This window comes from Antrihabitans auranticaus, from assembly GCF_016481275.1.
In the GTDB taxonomy this organism is placed as follows: Bacteria; Actinomycetota; Actinomycetes; order Mycobacteriales; family Mycobacteriaceae; genus Antrihabitans.
On the sequence record NZ_JAEMNW010000010.1, the window covers coordinates 63,372 to 77,217 of the forward strand.

Annotated in this window: 19 protein-coding genes; 7 read left to right on the forward strand and 12 right to left on the reverse strand. The window is 64.1% G+C overall.

Features of this window, described 5'->3' with window-relative positions:
• Positions 1 to 2 precede the first annotated feature (2 nt).
• Positions 3 to 1,280, forward strand: coding sequence for an RNA polymerase sigma factor (locus JGU72_RS27540; protein WP_199687481.1), 1,278 nt, complete (start codon positions 3 to 5; stop codon positions 1,278 to 1,280).
• Here JGU72_RS27540 and JGU72_RS27545 read toward each other — a convergent pair.
• The 8 genes from JGU72_RS27545 to JGU72_RS27580 all read right to left on the reverse strand — a co-directional run bounded on the left by JGU72_RS27545 (position 1,256) and on the right by JGU72_RS27580 (position 6,179).
• Complete coding sequence (locus JGU72_RS27545; protein ID WP_199687482.1) at positions 1,256 to 1,930, reverse strand: hypothetical protein; 675 nt, start codon at positions 1,928 to 1,930, stop codon at positions 1,256 to 1,258. The genes JGU72_RS27540 and JGU72_RS27545 overlap by 25 nt on opposite strands.
• Positions 1,927 to 2,700, reverse strand: coding sequence for a hypothetical protein (locus JGU72_RS27550; RefSeq protein WP_199687483.1), 774 nt, complete (start codon positions 2,698 to 2,700; stop codon positions 1,927 to 1,929). The genes JGU72_RS27545 and JGU72_RS27550 overlap by 4 nt, the downstream gene beginning before the upstream one ends.
• Positions 2,697 to 3,245, reverse strand: a complete 549-nt coding sequence (locus JGU72_RS27555; RefSeq protein ID WP_199687484.1) for a DUF6114 domain-containing protein — start codon at positions 3,243 to 3,245, stop codon at positions 2,697 to 2,699. The genes JGU72_RS27550 and JGU72_RS27555 overlap by 4 nt, the downstream gene beginning before the upstream one ends.
• Entirely contained in the window at positions 3,239 to 3,991 is a 753-nt protein-coding gene (locus JGU72_RS27560; protein WP_199687485.1) for a DUF6230 family protein, read from the reverse strand. Before JGU72_RS27560 ends, JGU72_RS27555 begins: the two co-directional genes overlap by 7 nt.
• Positions 3,988 to 4,380, reverse strand: coding sequence for a DUF6114 domain-containing protein (locus JGU72_RS27565; RefSeq protein WP_307828628.1), 393 nt, complete (start codon positions 4,378 to 4,380; stop codon positions 3,988 to 3,990). The genes JGU72_RS27560 and JGU72_RS27565 overlap by 4 nt, the downstream gene beginning before the upstream one ends.
• A gap of 9 nt (positions 4,381 to 4,389) precedes the next feature.
• On the reverse strand, positions 4,390 to 5,070 hold the full coding sequence (locus tag JGU72_RS27570; RefSeq protein WP_199687486.1) for a DUF6230 family protein: 681 nt from the start codon (positions 5,068 to 5,070) through the stop codon (positions 4,390 to 4,392).
• Between the two features lie 87 nt (positions 5,071 to 5,157).
• Positions 5,158 to 5,817 carry an SRPBCC family protein gene (locus JGU72_RS27575; protein ID WP_199687487.1) on the reverse strand — a complete coding sequence of 220 codons (660 nt, stop codon included), beginning with the start codon at positions 5,815 to 5,817 and terminating at the stop codon, positions 5,158 to 5,160.
• The gene (locus tag JGU72_RS27580; protein WP_199687488.1) at positions 5,817 to 6,179 is read right to left on the reverse strand and encodes an ArsR/SmtB family transcription factor; all 363 of its coding nucleotides are present in this window, start codon (positions 6,177 to 6,179) and stop codon (positions 5,817 to 5,819) included. The genes JGU72_RS27575 and JGU72_RS27580 overlap by 1 nt, the downstream gene beginning before the upstream one ends.
• Before the next feature lie 97 nt (positions 6,180 to 6,276).
• Here JGU72_RS27580 and JGU72_RS27585 point away from each other — a divergent pair, with 97 nt between their 5' ends.
• Both JGU72_RS27585 and JGU72_RS27590 read left to right on the forward strand, forming a co-directional pair.
• Entirely contained in the window at positions 6,277 to 6,960 is a 684-nt protein-coding gene (locus JGU72_RS27585; protein ID WP_199687489.1) for an AzlC family ABC transporter permease, read from the forward strand.
• Complete coding sequence (locus tag JGU72_RS27590) at positions 6,957 to 7,280, forward strand: AzlD domain-containing protein (RefSeq protein WP_199687490.1); 324 nt, start codon at positions 6,957 to 6,959, stop codon at positions 7,278 to 7,280. The genes JGU72_RS27585 and JGU72_RS27590 overlap by 4 nt, the downstream gene beginning before the upstream one ends.
• Here the strand turns inward: JGU72_RS27590 and JGU72_RS27595 are convergent.
• The gene (locus JGU72_RS27595) at positions 7,277 to 7,657 is read right to left on the reverse strand and encodes a hypothetical protein (RefSeq protein WP_199687491.1); all 381 of its coding nucleotides are present in this window, start codon (positions 7,655 to 7,657) and stop codon (positions 7,277 to 7,279) included. The two genes, JGU72_RS27590 and JGU72_RS27595, sit on opposite strands and share 4 nt — an antisense overlap.
• A 179-nt stretch (positions 7,658 to 7,836) precedes the next feature.
• Between JGU72_RS27595 and JGU72_RS27600 the strand changes: the two genes are divergently transcribed.
• The gene (locus JGU72_RS27600; RefSeq protein ID WP_199687492.1) at positions 7,837 to 8,226 is read left to right on the forward strand and encodes a DUF1761 domain-containing protein; all 390 of its coding nucleotides are present in this window, start codon (positions 7,837 to 7,839) and stop codon (positions 8,224 to 8,226) included.
• Here the strand turns inward: JGU72_RS27600 and JGU72_RS27605 are convergent, their stop codons facing one another.
• Positions 8,227 to 8,637 carry an alpha-isopropylmalate synthase regulatory domain-containing protein gene (locus JGU72_RS27605; RefSeq protein WP_233533121.1) on the reverse strand — a complete coding sequence of 137 codons (411 nt, stop codon included), beginning with the start codon at positions 8,635 to 8,637 and terminating at the stop codon, positions 8,227 to 8,229.
• Here JGU72_RS27605 and JGU72_RS27610 point away from each other — a divergent pair.
• Together JGU72_RS27610 and JGU72_RS27615 are read left to right on the forward strand one after the other, a co-directional pair.
• Positions 8,636 to 9,064, forward strand: coding sequence for a hypothetical protein (locus tag JGU72_RS27610; RefSeq protein ID WP_199687571.1), 429 nt, complete (start codon positions 8,636 to 8,638; stop codon positions 9,062 to 9,064). The genes JGU72_RS27605 and JGU72_RS27610 overlap by 2 nt on opposite strands.
• Before the next feature lie 115 nt (positions 9,065 to 9,179).
• Positions 9,180 to 9,905: a serine hydrolase gene (locus tag JGU72_RS27615; RefSeq protein WP_199687494.1), complete on the forward strand. Its 726-nt coding sequence runs from the start codon at positions 9,180 to 9,182 to the stop codon at positions 9,903 to 9,905.
• Here JGU72_RS27615 and JGU72_RS27620 read toward each other — a convergent pair.
• Both JGU72_RS27620 and JGU72_RS27625 read right to left on the reverse strand, forming a co-directional pair.
• Positions 9,902 to 10,279, reverse strand: a complete 378-nt coding sequence (locus tag JGU72_RS27620; RefSeq protein WP_199687495.1) for a BlaI/MecI/CopY family transcriptional regulator — start codon at positions 10,277 to 10,279, stop codon at positions 9,902 to 9,904. The genes JGU72_RS27615 and JGU72_RS27620 overlap by 4 nt on opposite strands.
• Before the next feature lie 12 nt (positions 10,280 to 10,291).
• Complete coding sequence (locus JGU72_RS27625; protein ID WP_199687496.1) at positions 10,292 to 10,993, reverse strand: M23 family metallopeptidase; 702 nt, start codon at positions 10,991 to 10,993, stop codon at positions 10,292 to 10,294.
• A gap of 521 nt (positions 10,994 to 11,514) precedes the next feature.
• Here JGU72_RS27625 and hypF point away from each other — a divergent pair.
• A complete protein-coding gene (gene hypF, locus JGU72_RS27630) occupies positions 11,515 to 13,836 on the forward strand; it encodes a carbamoyltransferase HypF (protein ID WP_199687497.1) in 2,322 nt (773 codons plus the stop codon).
• Positions 13,837 to 13,846 lie beyond the last annotated feature (10 nt).

The window sequence follows — 13,846 nt, forward strand, 5'->3', positions numbered from 1 at the left end:
CCGTGCCCGTTACCGAGGCCGACATCGCACGCATCTTCCGCGCCGAACACGGACGGGCAGTGGCCGTTCTGGTCGGCGTCTTCAAAGACATCGACACCGCTGAAGACGCCGTCCAGGACGCATTCACCGTCGCCGTCGAACGATGGCCGACGACCGGCCTCCCGCCGAGTCCGGCCGGCTGGATCATCACGACCGCACGCAATCGTGCGATCGACAAACTACGTCGTGAAGCAACGCGAACAGACCGGCAGGCCGAAGCCGCCGCGTTGTATGGGCCTGGGTTGTATGGGCCTGGGTTGTATGGGCCTGGGTTGTATGGGGCCAACGAATCGACCGAGGAGGGACCGGTGCGCGACGAACGGTTACGCCTGATGTTCACCTGCTGCCACCCGGCGCTCTCGGTGAATGCCCAAGTGGCGCTTACCTTACGGTTGCTCGGCGGGCTCACCACGACCGAGATCGCCCGCGCGTTCCTGGTGCCGGAGACGACGGTCGCACAGCGACTCGTTCGCGCCAAAGCCAAGATCAAGGCGGCGAAGATTCCCTACCGGATCCCCCGCGACGCCGACCTCCCGGACCGCATGCGTTCGGTGCTGGCGGTCGTGTACCTGATCTTCAACGAGGGCTACACGGCGAGCAGCGGTGATCGCTTGGTCCGCGCCGAGTTGTGTGGCGAAGCAATCCGACTCGGTCGTGCGTTCGCAACCCTGATGCCGGACGAGCCGGAGGTCACCGGGCTGTTAGCTCTCTTGCTGATCATCGAGTCCCGACGCGATAGCCGCACGAACGCGGACGGCGACCTGATCACACTCGCCGAGCAGGACCGTCGACTGTGGGACGCCGACCTGATCGCGGAGGGGCAGGCACTCGTCCGAGAGTGCTTGCGCCGCAATCGACCAGGGCAATACCAGATCCAAGCGGCGATCAACGCCGTGCACAGTGATGCCCCGACCGGGGCGCAGACGGACTGGCGCCAGATCCTCGCGCTGTACGACCAACTCGCTGCGGTCGATCGGTCGCCGGTCGTGGCGCTGAACCGCGCGATAGCGGTCGGTGAGGTCGACGGCCCCGAAGCCGCACTCGCCATCGTCGACGCACTGGAACTACCGCGCTACCAGGTGCTCCACGCCGCGAGAGCCGAGTTCTTGGCACGCCTGGACCGCATTCCCGAAGCCGCTGCCGAGTACGACGAGGCGATCACACTTGCCGAAAATGCTTCCGAGCGAAGGTTTCTGGAAGGGAAGCGTCACGCACTTCAGCCCGGCGGCGGACATTCGTAGTCGCCCATGAGCATCTGGGCCTTGAGGCTGATGCCCGGTGGTACTTCGACCAACTCGCCGTCCTGAACAGTGGCAGTCGCACGTTGCAGGACAACGCCCTGCGCCTCGAGCCCGAACTCCGAGGTCCCGGAACCCGGCGCAGTCGGTGCGCCGTCGATCACGATGTCGAGCGGATTCTTGTTGACGTAGGTGTTCCCCTGAGCCTGCAGGAATGCATTCGCGTCGAACACATTCAGCACCAGCCCGTTGACCTGGATCTCATCGGTCGACGGATCGTCGTCGCCCGCCTCGATCAACAACGTCACCGTCTGACCGAGCAGCGACGCTTTCTCGGTCAGGCAGATCCCGTTCGCTTGGCCGGTTCCGATCAGGAAAGAGGCGACGTACTCGTCGTAGATGCTGCCGTCGACGTTCTTGACCGGCACCTTTCGCACGATTGCTGCGACGTGGTCCGTGGTCAAGCCATCGGCGGCCAACTGCCCTCGGCTTGTCGTTGCGACGTATGTCGAGCCGAACGCTCCTGTCGCCATGCTGTAGGCCATGCCGAACACGAGCAGGAACGCGGTGCCTATCGCGATCGAAGCTCGGCCCCAGCGGGTCCGGTATTCGACGGATTCCGACGGCTGAGTCGCTGATTCTCGGTCGGTCACTGGGTCACCGCCACGCCCGCCAGCGGGGCGGTCACCGAGGGCAGACCGGGTTCGGTCGTCACCTTGATCGTGTACGCATAGACGTCGAGGTTCTCGGCCGGCAGCATCGCAGGCAGCGGGACCCCGGCATCGATGAAGACCTCGAGCAGCGGCAGCAGTGTCTTCAACGGGAGACACGGTCCAAAGTCAGCAAGCGGAGTGCCCTGGAACTGCGCGAATATCTGCGCGATCGTCGCAAGGACCGAATTCAATCTGCCGCCGAAAACTCCCGCGTACCCCACCGCGACCGCATAGAACGTGTCCGGCGTGACGCAGAGGTCGAAACCCTCGACGGAAAGCCACATCTCGACGATCGACCCCTGGTCGTTGCCTGCAATAGCAGCCTGCGCCGGATCACCCTTGTTCGGATTCGTGATTGCGAAGCGATGACCGCCGACCGTGTGGCTGATGATCGTGTCGTCGAGGTCGATTCGGTTCACGCGCAGGTACACACTCGGCGGCGAGAAGCTCCCGTCCGCAAGCTGCAGCACCTGGTTGACTGCGATTTTCTGTAGTCCGTACACGCGGGCCGTCGGAGCTTCGATCCGGACCGGAACCGAGCTCGGCACATAACCGATCGATGCGGGCGGGTCCGCGGGAGCCTCTTTGAAGCCGAGGCCGGACGCAAGGTTGGCCGGGCCGTACGCGGAGACCGCGATTACCGATGCGGTTGCGAGGATCGTGGCTTTTCGCCGAACGCTGCCGCACCTCGATGTCTTCTCACCGATCATGCGGTCGACTCGCTCGGTTCCTTCGCCGCCCCGGCCTCGGCTTGCTTCGCCTTCGCCGTCTTGCGCAATCCGCGCCGACGAGCTTTCGTCGCACCCCAGCTCAGCGTCATGGCGCTGCCGATGATCCCGAAGAACATGCCGATGAAGAAGCCGCCCAGATTGGAGATAACGAACGAGGCGACCGCGAGCAGAAGCCCGATGAGTCCTGCGAAGAAGCGCTGACTCGGCGCAAGCCACGCGGCAACACCGCAGAGGATCAGCCCGCCACCGGACAGCCAGCCGCCGAACCCGGTCAAACCGGCAGACATCATGATCTGCAGTTCGACCATCGACATCCGCAGGATGAACCAGCCGCCGAGAATCATCCAGAGGCCGCCCCAGAACGGCCGGGTCCGGCGGAAGCCGCGAAACCATGCCCTGGCCAGGGCGACTCGCGGCTTCGCCAGCGCGACGATGGCAGCGACGGTCGGGAGTTTCTTCGCCGGCGCCGACTCCGTTTCGCTCTGCTCCGCGTCGCTTTGCTCGGTGTCGTGGGCGCTCAGCAACTCGTGACCTCCCCCGCCTGGATCGACGCTTCGAACACCGGCGCCTCGAGGGAGCCGAGGATGCTCGCGCCGTAGGCACTACCGGAGACGTCGTTGAGCACGGCGGTGCCGTTCGTCGCGTCGAGGCCGAAGCCACCGGGCTGGCCACCGAGCGACTGCCCGTTCAACGAGATCTCGTCCGCGGATTTGCCGAGCAGAGCATTTGTCAGCGCCACGTCATGGGCGACCAGACCCTCGACGTCGAACTGCACGTTCGCTCCGGTTGCCTTCTGCTCGCCTTCCGGCACGGAGAGGACCACCGAGTACGTCACGCCCATCAGGGACTGCTTGGCGATCATGCAGATTCCGTCGATCTCACCGCTGCCGAGCGCCGCGTGCAGAATGCCCTTGGGCGTGCTGTTGCCCTGGTCGTCCTTCACGCTCGCCGAGGCCATCACGATCCCGAGGCCCTGGGCCGTGACCTTGTTGATGTGCAGATCGATCGGCTGATTGGCAACGTTGAAGTTCGCGGCGAGCGCACCTTGGCTGATCGCGGTGCCGATCGCGACAACCGCCGCACCGGTCGGGATCAAGACCAGCGACCCTCGGCCCCACCGAGTCCCAGCCTTGGCTTTGCCTTCGGATTCCTCGAGCAGATGATCGCTCCAGGAATGGACGGAGGCGGTGGCTCGCTCGCGGGAGGCGCGCGCGCGATCGGCCACCGCTTCGCCGATGCCGCTGGCCAGGCGCGGGACTGAGAGTTTCATTTGGTGGATCCTTCCAGCGTGCGTGGAGCAGGTGTTTCGATGTCGGCCGGCCGCCAGCCGAAGGCCATGCAGCCACCGGCGATTCCGAGCATCATCCCGACGACGAATCCGCCGAGATTCGACACGGGAAACGAGACGAGCGAGACGAGCACGGCGACGACGCCCGCAGCCCGTCGCAGATCCGACCGAAACCAGACGGTCAGACCCATTGCCATGAGCAGCAGGCTGCAAAGGTAGCCGCCGATTCCGCCGATACCGAGATGAACGATTTCAGTTATCGGGCCAAGCGGTAGCCAGCCGATAATTGCGCCGCCGACGATCATGAAAAGCCCGCCCCAGAAAGGCCTGGTCCAGCGGAACTCGCGGAAACGCGTCAGCAATTTCTTCACTCTGTCACCTCAGTAGCACTCGCCGTTTTCGGTGCCACTGCCGTGACCGATCTTCGGAATCCCGATTCCGTTCAGCTGCGCTGTTCCCGAGATGGTCGCGCCGCTCGCGGAGGCGCGCAACTCACCCATCTTGACGAGCCCCGGCACCTCGAGCCCGAGGGCTCCCGAAGGCCCGCCGGACAGGTCGTTGAGTTCGGAAGCGTCCTTGTTGATCAACACCGGTGCGTCGACGTTGGCCGCGTCGGTAGCCGGAGCTTCGCCGTTGTTCGTCGACGCACTGAGCGACGCGCCACGGATATACATCTTGTCGGCCGCGGCCTCCATGTCTTTGACCGTCGTATTTCCGCTGCTACTGATCTGCAGCGTGTTTGTTCCGACGATCGGCAACGTCAGCACGAGGGAAATACACATTCCCTCCGTGAGCTCCGCCTCCGGCAGGCCGGCCATCAAGACAGGCGCCTGCGAACCGTCTTTCATTTTGATCGAGCTCGGATATGCGGAAAGCCCTTGCGGCGCAATCGCAGCGGCGCCGTTCGAGGTGAGCTTGAATTGCTGACCGGAAATCGCGAGGTGCAGTGGAAGTACGCCCTGAATGGTCATTACGGTCAGCGCGAGTACGCCCAGAATTGCTGGAATGAAGAGCATCAACGCCTGTCGCCACCGCGTACGGCCGCGGTCTGCTTTTTGCATTGTGCCCCCTCGCGGTCGGTCGCAGATAGCCGACAAACTATCGCACAAGCCCACCCCGCCGTGGCGATTGCTGATTATTTTCCTGGGTCAGCGAGTCTCAGACACCTCTTGGTCGTTCTCGGCGCCGGTGTAGAAGGCGATGGTCCGGTTCCCGACCGTCCGCGCATGCTCAGGATCGGTTCCGGAAGCGATATCGGCGTCACTCCAACCCACACCGCTCGCCGTTATGAACTCGATTCCTTCGGGGCTCATCGACCACTGCTCGAATGCCGCGGGGTCGACGGCAGCACCGGAAGCCAGGTGCATGGCCAGCCCGCGCACGCTCAATTCCCAGCCGATCCCCACCGCGCCGGGCCCGTACTGCGTCCATCTCTCGTCGTCGACATGCGCGATGTGTTCGAGTTCGAATCGCGTCCGCTCCGCACCCTCGGATACGAGCCGCAGCTCGATCCAGCTCGTATCGCCACCGTATTCCCAAGTAGCAGTGAAGCTTTCCGGCGGATTACAGGTCTGCACCGTGCCGCCCGCGTTGCCTTCCAACTGATACCGACCGCCGATTCGCAACTCGCCGGTAACCGGAAGGAACCACCTCGGAATCCGCTCGGCATTGGTACATGCGTCCCAGACATCGTCGATCGCGGAATTGTAGGACTGACTGATCTTGGTCACGCGCGCTTCGCCCGACTCGAGCGTTCGGCTGCCGACCACGCGTCGGACGGAATTGATCTGGTCGGTTACGTCGGTCATCACGAATCTCCTCGGTTTCGGTCTTCTTCTTGTTGCAGCCGGCGCTCTCGCTTACCACGCGCGAGCTCGGTCTCCAGCGCCGCCAGACGGGGTGCCCAGAATCTGCGGAACCCGTCCAACCACTGATCGACGTCACGCAGGGGGCCGGCGTCGACGGCGTAGAGCCGTCGCGCACCATCGCGCCTGACAGTGGCGAAACCGTTCTCTCGCAACACCTTCAGGTGCTGTGAGACGGCCGGTTGACTGATCCCGAACTCGTCCCGCACCACAGCGCAGATTGCGCCCGAAGTCAGTTCACCTTCTGCGAGCAGCTCGAGAATCCGGCGTCTCACCGGATCCCCCAGGACGTCGAATGCGTGCACGAGGGAAAGCATATCAGGCGTTGCTTATATAAGCAACGGATGAAATCAACCTAAATCGGCTTGACCGGCCGCACACGCCCTGACAAGCATCGCTGTCATGGAGTCTGCACCGAAGGATCGTGACCTCACCCGCAATGTCGCGCTGGTCTGCTTCGCGAGCGGACTGGTGGGAATCTCGTTCGGCGCCATCACCGTTGGCGCCGGCCTGCCGATCTGGCTCCCGATGTTGCTGTCCGTGCTGGTCTTCGCCGGCGCGGCCCAGTTCCTGTTCGTGGGCATCATTGCCGCAGGTGGTAGCCCGATCGCTGCCGTGCTGGCCGGCGTGGTCGTCAACGCACGCCACATCCCTTTCGGCATGGCGGTCGGACCTTCGATCGGCACATCCTGGCCACGGCGAATCATCGGCAGTCACTTGATGATCGACGAAGCGGTTGCCTTCGCACTTGCGGAGAAAGACGCCGGACGCCGCCGCAAGGCCTACTGGGCTTGCGGTGTCGGGCTGTTCTTCACGTGGAACGTAGGAGTGCTCGCGGGTGCTTTCGGCGGCACCGCAATCGAAGACACCGACACCCTCGGTTTGGACGCAGCATTTCCGGCCGTCCTGCTTGCTCTGGTGTTGCCGGCGTTGCGCGATCGGCATACTCGCAACGCCGCGCTGGCCGGTTCCGTCGTCGCTGTCGCCGCTGCGTCGTTCGCGCCGGCCGGCCTGCCGATACTGCTGTCCCTCGCCGGCGTTCTCCTTGTCGTTCGACCGCGTCGCTCGAAGCCGGCAACGGCATGATCTCCACGACGACGCTCGTTGTCGCCACCTGTGCCTTGGCAGTCGGCACCTACGCCGCTCGGTTCGCCGGGCCCGTTCTACGTGCCCGGATTCAGCTCTCTCCGCAATTCGAAATGATCCTGGCGACTGCGGCGGTCGTCATGCTCCTCAGCCTCGCCGTGACGTCAGCCCTGTTCGAGGGGCACGATCTCGCGGGAGTCGCCAGGCCGGTCGGCGTCGCTGTCGGTGGCGTACTCGCATGGCGCAAGGCACCCTTCGCCCTCGTCGTCATCGCCGCGGCAGCGACCGCCGCCGGCCTGCGGTATCTCGGTGTGGCCTAGCCGCTGCCGCTGGGCAGCAAACCGTTCAGGAAGCCTGAAAGTCCTCCGAACGGGTCCGCGACCTGGGGCGCAGGCGGATTCGGATAGCCGTTCTGCTGCCAATCGCCCTGGTTCCAATCGCCCTGGTTCCAGTCGCCGTCGCGGTGATTGCCGTCTCGCCACTGGTCACCGCGATTGCCGTTGTCCCGATGGTCGTCACCCTGGCCCTGCCAGTTCCGGTCGACCGCGACGACGCTCGACGTCGTGTCCGCGAGCGCCGGAGCGGCGAAGGCCGCCACCGGAACGGCGACCAACGCGCCGGTGACCGCAAGTCGTGCCAGGAGACGACGTGCGCGTCGGGGCCGAGCTTGGATGTCCCTGTCGGGTTTGATGTCCATGTCGATCATTCCTTCACATGTCGGACGGTGCACACGCTGAGCACGTGCTGACCTCAGTCAACGTGCGAAGCCTGGGCGAACCCTGGCACCGGACTGCCAATCCCCTCATATGTCGAGACCGGTCCGGCGGCTACGACGTTCCCCGAAAGATCAATAAACGAGCGAAGGGCAGAGCCACGATGAGCGGTATCAACTATTGGGCGGTCGCGGTCTCGGCACTCGCCGGGTTCGTCGCGGCGTCGGTGTTCTACAGCATTTTTGCCGCGCAACTGCAGACCGTCAGCGCCGCAGCAGCGGAAACGCGACCGCCGGTGTGGAAGATGCTCGTCGAACTGGTGCGGGAGTTCGTCGTCGCGCTCGTCTTCGCAGGAATCGCGAACGAGATTGGAGTCGACAACGTCGGATCGTCCCTGCTGCTCGCCCTCGCATTGTTCGCCGGTTTCCCGCTCGTGCTGTGGACCGGCGCGATCCTGTGGGAGAAGACGCCGTGGAAGCTGGCAGCACTCCACGGCGGCGACTGGCTGTTGAAGCTCCTGTTGATCGGCGCGATCGTCGGAGTCTGGCGGTAGCTAGCGGTCGGTGAGGATATTCGCGGCGGCGATCACGGCACGGAGCGCGGAGTCGGTCGGGCGGTCCGAGATGGCCATCGCCCAGTGCCGCCGGCCGTCGTGCTCGCAATGCACGAAGGTCGCGGTGCCTTCGGTAACCGGCTGCTGATGGAAGGACAGAATCTCGATGCTGCGTCCGGCTTCGTGCAGAACAGCGGTCAGGGCACCGATCGGACCGGGACCGGACGTGCGAAACGCGCGCGTCCGGCCGTCGAATTCGAGTATTGCGTCGTAGTCGTGCAGGCCCGCGCGGCCTTCGGTCATCGACCACGAACCGAGGCGAAGCCCGCCTGAGCTGGGGCTGGGGCTGTAGCGATCGACGAAGTCCGTCCACGACATCCCCTGGGCCTGCGCGCGTAGCCCCCGCGGCATGCCGCAGCCGAAGCGCGCGGTGAATGGGTCCGAGGTGGACGAGCTGATCGAGGGACGGCAATCAGTGATACGCGAAATTGTTTGCATCGAAGTGGTCTTCCGAAGCGAAGGAAGGACCGAAGGGGTAGCACACGACCCGCAGCGAGGGGTCGGTCCGAATCAGACCCCGCTGCGGCGGTGTACTACGAGCACGCGCTTCATGGAAGTCGACAATAGAGATCAGCGTGCCGATACGCAACTGGCTTTGGATCGTGCAAAACTCGACGATTATGCAGGCTCGTCCCCCACATCGTTGGCTGCTTTGCGCGGCGATAGCCGCGTGCGCTGCGTTGTTCGCAACCAGCTGCACGATTCCGACCGATTCGGACCGCGCGGCCAATTCGTCCACGCCTGCACCCTCCTCGACAGTGCCGACGACGCGCGATGACATCTCGACCACTCAGCCGCCTGCAACGTCGACCTCGTCGGCAACCACCACCCTGTCGCTTCCCACGCCAACCGCGGCACTGTGCGCGGCAGCGGCATCCGGGCTGGACTGCGACATGCAGCAAAGAATCGCCGCGGCGAACGAGTACCTCGAAACGCGGCCTGGCACCGTCGGTTACGTACTGCGTGATCGCCGAACGGGCGGGGTCTACCGCAACGAGCGTGCGGCCGACCAGGTCTGGACGGCATCCACGATCAAGCTCGCGATGGTCGCCGCGCTGTTCAAACGGTCGAGCGAGGGCGAGATCACGCTGAGTAGTTCTGATCTGGATCTGATGCAGCAGATGCTGCATTCCTCCGACAACGATGCCGCCGACGCCCTGTGGTTCCGCTATGCCGGTGACGATCACTTCGCCTACAACAACGACTTCTCGCTGCTGGGCATGACCGGCCTGGAACCACAACCCGGCTTCGAGGACTTCTACCCCTACTGGGGCTTCCAGAAGTGCACGCCCAACGATCTCGACCAACTGATGCAATACGTCCTGACGTCGATGGACGCCGAACACCGGACGTTCGTCATCGGCGAAATGCAACAGGTCGACTGGAATCAACAGTGGGGCGTCTGGGGCGCTGGGCCCGAGGCCCAACCCGGAAACAAGGACGGCTGGTCCGAGGAAGACACCGGCTGGGTCATCAACAGCGTGGGCTTCGCGGGTCCCGGTCAGCGCTACACGCTGGCGATCATGAATTCGCTCAACGGCGAGGGCGATTACGACGACGGTGTCGCGACCGAATCCACACTCGCCGAGTTACTACTTGCGGGCAGAAGTTCCGACTAGCCGAGCGAGCCCGGGACCTGCGCCGAACGCGATTCCCAGCCACGCTGCACCGCGTCGAATTCCTCGCGTGACAGCGTGCCGGCCAGATGCTCCAGCGCGACGATCGAGCAATTGCTCTGGTCGAGGATCTCGCGAATTGCGTTCGATACAGCTTCAGCACGACCCCTCGTCGGCTGATAGAAGTACGCACGCTGGCGCTTCTCGCGCTCGACCCAGCCTTTTTCGTGCAGGTGCGTGACCACTGTCAAGACGGTTGTGTATGCCAGCCGCCGGGACTCACTCAGGCGTTCGACGAGATCGTGGACCGACAACATGGTGTCCGCCGCCCACAATCTGTCCATTACTTCGGTTTCGAGTTCTCCGAGTTCGAACATGCCGGGCCCCTATCAGTGGGCCGCGTCGACGGGTCCGAGCATGACGCCGTGCTCGGCCAACCATCCCAGCGGATCGATTTTCTGACCGCCCGGCAGCCAGATCTCCAAATGGAGGTGCGGCCCGGTCGACTGACCGCGGTTACCGATGGTCGCAATGACATCGCCTGCACGCACATGCTGGCCGACAGTCGAGAGAATGTCGTTGACGTGTCCGTAGACGGAGATCGTGCCGTCCGCGTGCTGGACACGGACCCACAGGCCGAAGCCGGAGGCAGGTCCAGCTTCTATGACGGTTCCGTCCATGACGGCGCCGATAGGCGTTCCGATCGGGCCCGCGAGGTCTATACCTGCGTGCAACGAGCCCCAGCGTTCACCGAAGCCCGACGTCAAGATCGCGATGGCCGGCGAAACGGTGTGCGGGCGCATGGCCTCTGCCTCGATCGCCTTACGTGTGGCCTCGGCGACCTGCTCGATCTTCCACGCGGCCCACTCGGCGCGATCGTTACGCAGCACCTGCGTGTCGACAACCGGTGCGTCCCCCTCATGCTCTGCGGCACCGATCGGCATCGCGCCGGCAGACGATGCGCCAAGAAGTGCGCCTGCGACGACGGTCGCTGCAATTACGCGACCTGCCCGCCTGCGGCTTGCGCGATTTCCAAGCGTGTTGTCGGCAGTTGCACGAATTCGACTGGGTAACGAAACGGTTTCAAACATGAAATGACCGTACTACTAACCAACATAGTTTCTGTAATAGGACCGTGATAGTCGAGCGGATTCGGGCCGTGAATCCGGACTTTTAGATGCCAATTCAAAGACGAATTCTCGGATCATTTATGCCCTCTTACCAGCACGTTTACAAGATCAATTGCATTCGTTAGCAGAAGCCGCCTGTAATTCGGGTCACAAACAGGTGTAGAACGCGCGACTCCTTCGGTAAACGCAGTTGCATCTCAATACGATCACAATGCAATACAAAGCCAATACAAAATGATTGACGAGACGCGGGTCACGTAATGCGCGACACACCCCGCAAAACTATGTGTCGGCAGCCATCGGATTACTCGACTTTGCGTATCCGAACAATCGGCCGGCACGGGGGAAATCCACGGCGGGACGCCGAGCGTAGGGCACGCCGGCGCCCTTGCAGCTTTCGGTCGACAGGAGCAAGATCGAGTTCGAGGCTTTCGCCGACTCAGCCCCATCGGCGAGGCGACTCGAACGATGTGGACTCGCGTATGACAGCGCAGTTGGATCCAGCACTCGTCGTCGGCAACAAGGTCGACCGCCGTCGAATAATCGTCCGTGGGATTGTGCAGGGTGTCGGGTTTCGCCCGTTCGTCGCACGCCTCGCTGCCGCCCTGGAATTGAGCGGCCACTGCGGGAACGACGATTCCAGCGTCTTCATAGAGGTCGAAGGTCCCCGTTCTGCTGTCGATTCGATGTGTCGACGACTGCGGAACGAAGCACCACCGCTGTCGGTGATCGTCGACATACAGATCGATTCGATTACACCCCGTGGCGATCGCGGGTTCAGGATTGTCGACAGCAGGCACCTCGGCAACGCACGCACGCTGATCCCGCCGGACGTCGCAACGTGTACTGACTGTCTGCTGGAATTCACGGATCCGGCAGACCGCCGCTACCGCCACCCGTTCGTCAACTGCACCAACTGCGGACCGCGGTTCACGGTCATCACAGACCTGCCCTACGACCGACCCGCGACGACTATGGCGATCTTCCCAATGTGCGCGCGTTGCCGGCTCGAATACGACGACCCCGCCGATCGCCGGTATCACGCGCAGCCGATCTCGTGCCACGACTGCGGACCGCGGATCAGCTTCCGCAAAGACGGGACATCGGTCACCGGCGACGCCGACGTGCTTCGATCCGTTCAGGACGAGCTCGCCGCGGGACGCACGGTCGCAGTGAAGGGACTCGGCGGCTTCCATCTTGTCTGTGATGCGACATCCTCCGCCGCAGTGGCGCGATTGCGAGATCGAAAGCGTCGGCAGCACAAGCCTTTCGCCGTCCTCGCCCGAGACCTGCGGACTGTGGACACTATCTGCCGGGTCGATGACGTGGCGGCCGACCTGCTGACCTCGCCCGCGCGCCCCATCGTCCTACTGCCAAGCAGGCCAAAGGCTTTCGTCGCACCCGAGGTAGCCCCGCACCTCGATGAACTGGGCGTCCTACTCCCCTACACCGCGCTGCACCACTTGCTGTTCGGGCCTGATACACCCCCGCTGCTGGTGATGACATCGGGCAACCGCACCGACGAGCCGCTGTGTTTCGACAACGACGATGCCCTGCACCGGCTGTCCGATATCGCTGACGCTTTCCTTCTGCACGATCGACCGATCGCCGTCCCGTGCGAGGACTCGGTACTGACCACGTCGCGGGGTCGCGTCGTGCCGATCCGCCGATCTCGCGGATTCGCGCCCTTACCCGTGGCGCTACCCGCCCCGGGTCCGGTCGTGCTGGCGGTGGGTGCCGAGGTCAAGAACACGTTCTGCCTGACCCGCCAGGACTATGCATTCTGCTCGGCGCACCTGGGCGACATGGGTTCGCTGGAGAGTCAGCGCGCGTTCGAGAGATCAGTCGAGCAGATGACTGCCATGCACGCCGTGACGCCGGAGTTGGTCGTGGCCGACGACCATCCTGGCTACTCGACGCGGCACTGGGCGCAGCGCTACAGCGACGCCCTCGACGTGCCGCTGCGAACGGTCCAGCATCACCACGCGCACATCGCATCCCTGCTGGCCGAACACGGCCGGACCAGGACGGCGGTGCTCGGCGTCGCCTTCGACGGCACCGGTTACGGCTGCGATCGCACGGTATGGGGAGGAGAATTCCTCGCAGTCGGACCGAACATTCTCGACGCGCAGCGCGCCGGGCATCTGCGCTCGTTCTGGCTTCCGGGTGGGGACGTGGCTGTACGAACGCCCGCGCGGGTCGCGCTCGCACTCCTGGCCGAAGCCGGGATCCCGGCAACCGCAGAACTGGCATGCAGCCGCGCACTCGACGACACTGAGCGTGCACTCGTCGACTCGCAGTTGCGCACAGGTACGGGCTGCGCCCGCACGACCAGTGTCGGACGGCTGTTCGACGGCGTCTCCGCACTCTTGGGTGTGTGCCAACGCGCCTCCTACGAGGCGCAGGCAGCGATCGAGCTCGAGGCACTCGCGCGGTCCGCCGCCCGACCGATCCCACTCGACATCGCTGTGGCAAGCGACGTCCTCGACTTCGCTCCCATGCTCGACGGCCTGCTCACCGCAATCCGCGCGGGTGCCGACGCCGCGGAACTGGCGCTCGGCTTCCATCATGCCCTCGCTACGGCGACTGCCGAGCTTGCGACCCGATCGGCCCGCGAACGCAACATCCCGACCATCGGACTGACGGGCGGGGTGTTCGGAAACCGGTTGCTCTCGGGCCTACTGCAGACCGCGCTGGAGAACAGCGGATTCGAAGTACTGACGCACAACACCGTGCCGTCGAACGACGGTGGACTGTGCCTCGGCCAAGCCGTGCTCGGCATCGCGATGACATCGCGAGGATAGGAAGATCGCC

What these genes read in the sequence shown, in the direction of transcription:
- JGU72_RS27600 (WP_199687492.1), top strand. Translation starts at nt 7,837, where the DNA reads ATGAGCGGTATCAACTATTGGGCGGTCGCGGTCTCGGCACTCGCCGGG.
- JGU72_RS27610 (WP_199687571.1), top strand. Translation starts at nt 8,636, where the DNA reads ATGCCGCAGCCGAAGCGCGCGGTGAATGGGTCCGAGGTGGACGAGCTG.
- JGU72_RS27625 (WP_199687496.1), bottom strand. Translation starts at nt 10,993, where the DNA reads ATGTTTGAAACCGTTTCGTTACCCAGTCGAATTCGTGCAACTGCCGAC.
- JGU72_RS27620 (WP_199687495.1), bottom strand. Translation starts at nt 10,279, where the DNA reads ATGTTCGAACTCGGAGAACTCGAAACCGAAGTAATGGACAGATTGTGG.
- JGU72_RS27595 (WP_199687491.1), bottom strand. Translation starts at nt 7,657, where the DNA reads ATGGACATCAAACCCGACAGGGACATCCAAGCTCGGCCCCGACGCGCA.
- JGU72_RS27560 (WP_199687485.1), bottom strand. Translation starts at nt 3,991, where the DNA reads ATGAAACTCTCAGTCCCGCGCCTGGCCAGCGGCATCGGCGAAGCGGTG.
- JGU72_RS27605 (WP_233533121.1), bottom strand. Translation starts at nt 8,637, where the DNA reads ATGCCGCGGGGGCTACGCGCGCAGGCCCAGGGGATGTCGTGGACGGAC.
- JGU72_RS27585 (WP_199687489.1), top strand. Translation starts at nt 6,277, where the DNA reads ATGGAGTCTGCACCGAAGGATCGTGACCTCACCCGCAATGTCGCGCTG.
- hypF (WP_199687497.1), top strand. Translation starts at nt 11,515, where the DNA reads ATGACAGCGCAGTTGGATCCAGCACTCGTCGTCGGCAACAAGGTCGAC.
- JGU72_RS27570 (WP_199687486.1), bottom strand. Translation starts at nt 5,070, where the DNA reads ATGCAAAAAGCAGACCGCGGCCGTACGCGGTGGCGACAGGCGTTGATG.
- JGU72_RS27550 (WP_199687483.1), bottom strand. Translation starts at nt 2,700, where the DNA reads ATGATCGGTGAGAAGACATCGAGGTGCGGCAGCGTTCGGCGAAAAGCC.
- JGU72_RS27615 (WP_199687494.1), top strand. Translation starts at nt 9,180, where the DNA reads ATGCAGCAAAGAATCGCCGCGGCGAACGAGTACCTCGAAACGCGGCCT.
- JGU72_RS27590 (WP_199687490.1), top strand. Translation starts at nt 6,957, where the DNA reads ATGATCTCCACGACGACGCTCGTTGTCGCCACCTGTGCCTTGGCAGTC.
- JGU72_RS27575 (WP_199687487.1), bottom strand. Translation starts at nt 5,817, where the DNA reads ATGACCGACGTAACCGACCAGATCAATTCCGTCCGACGCGTGGTCGGC.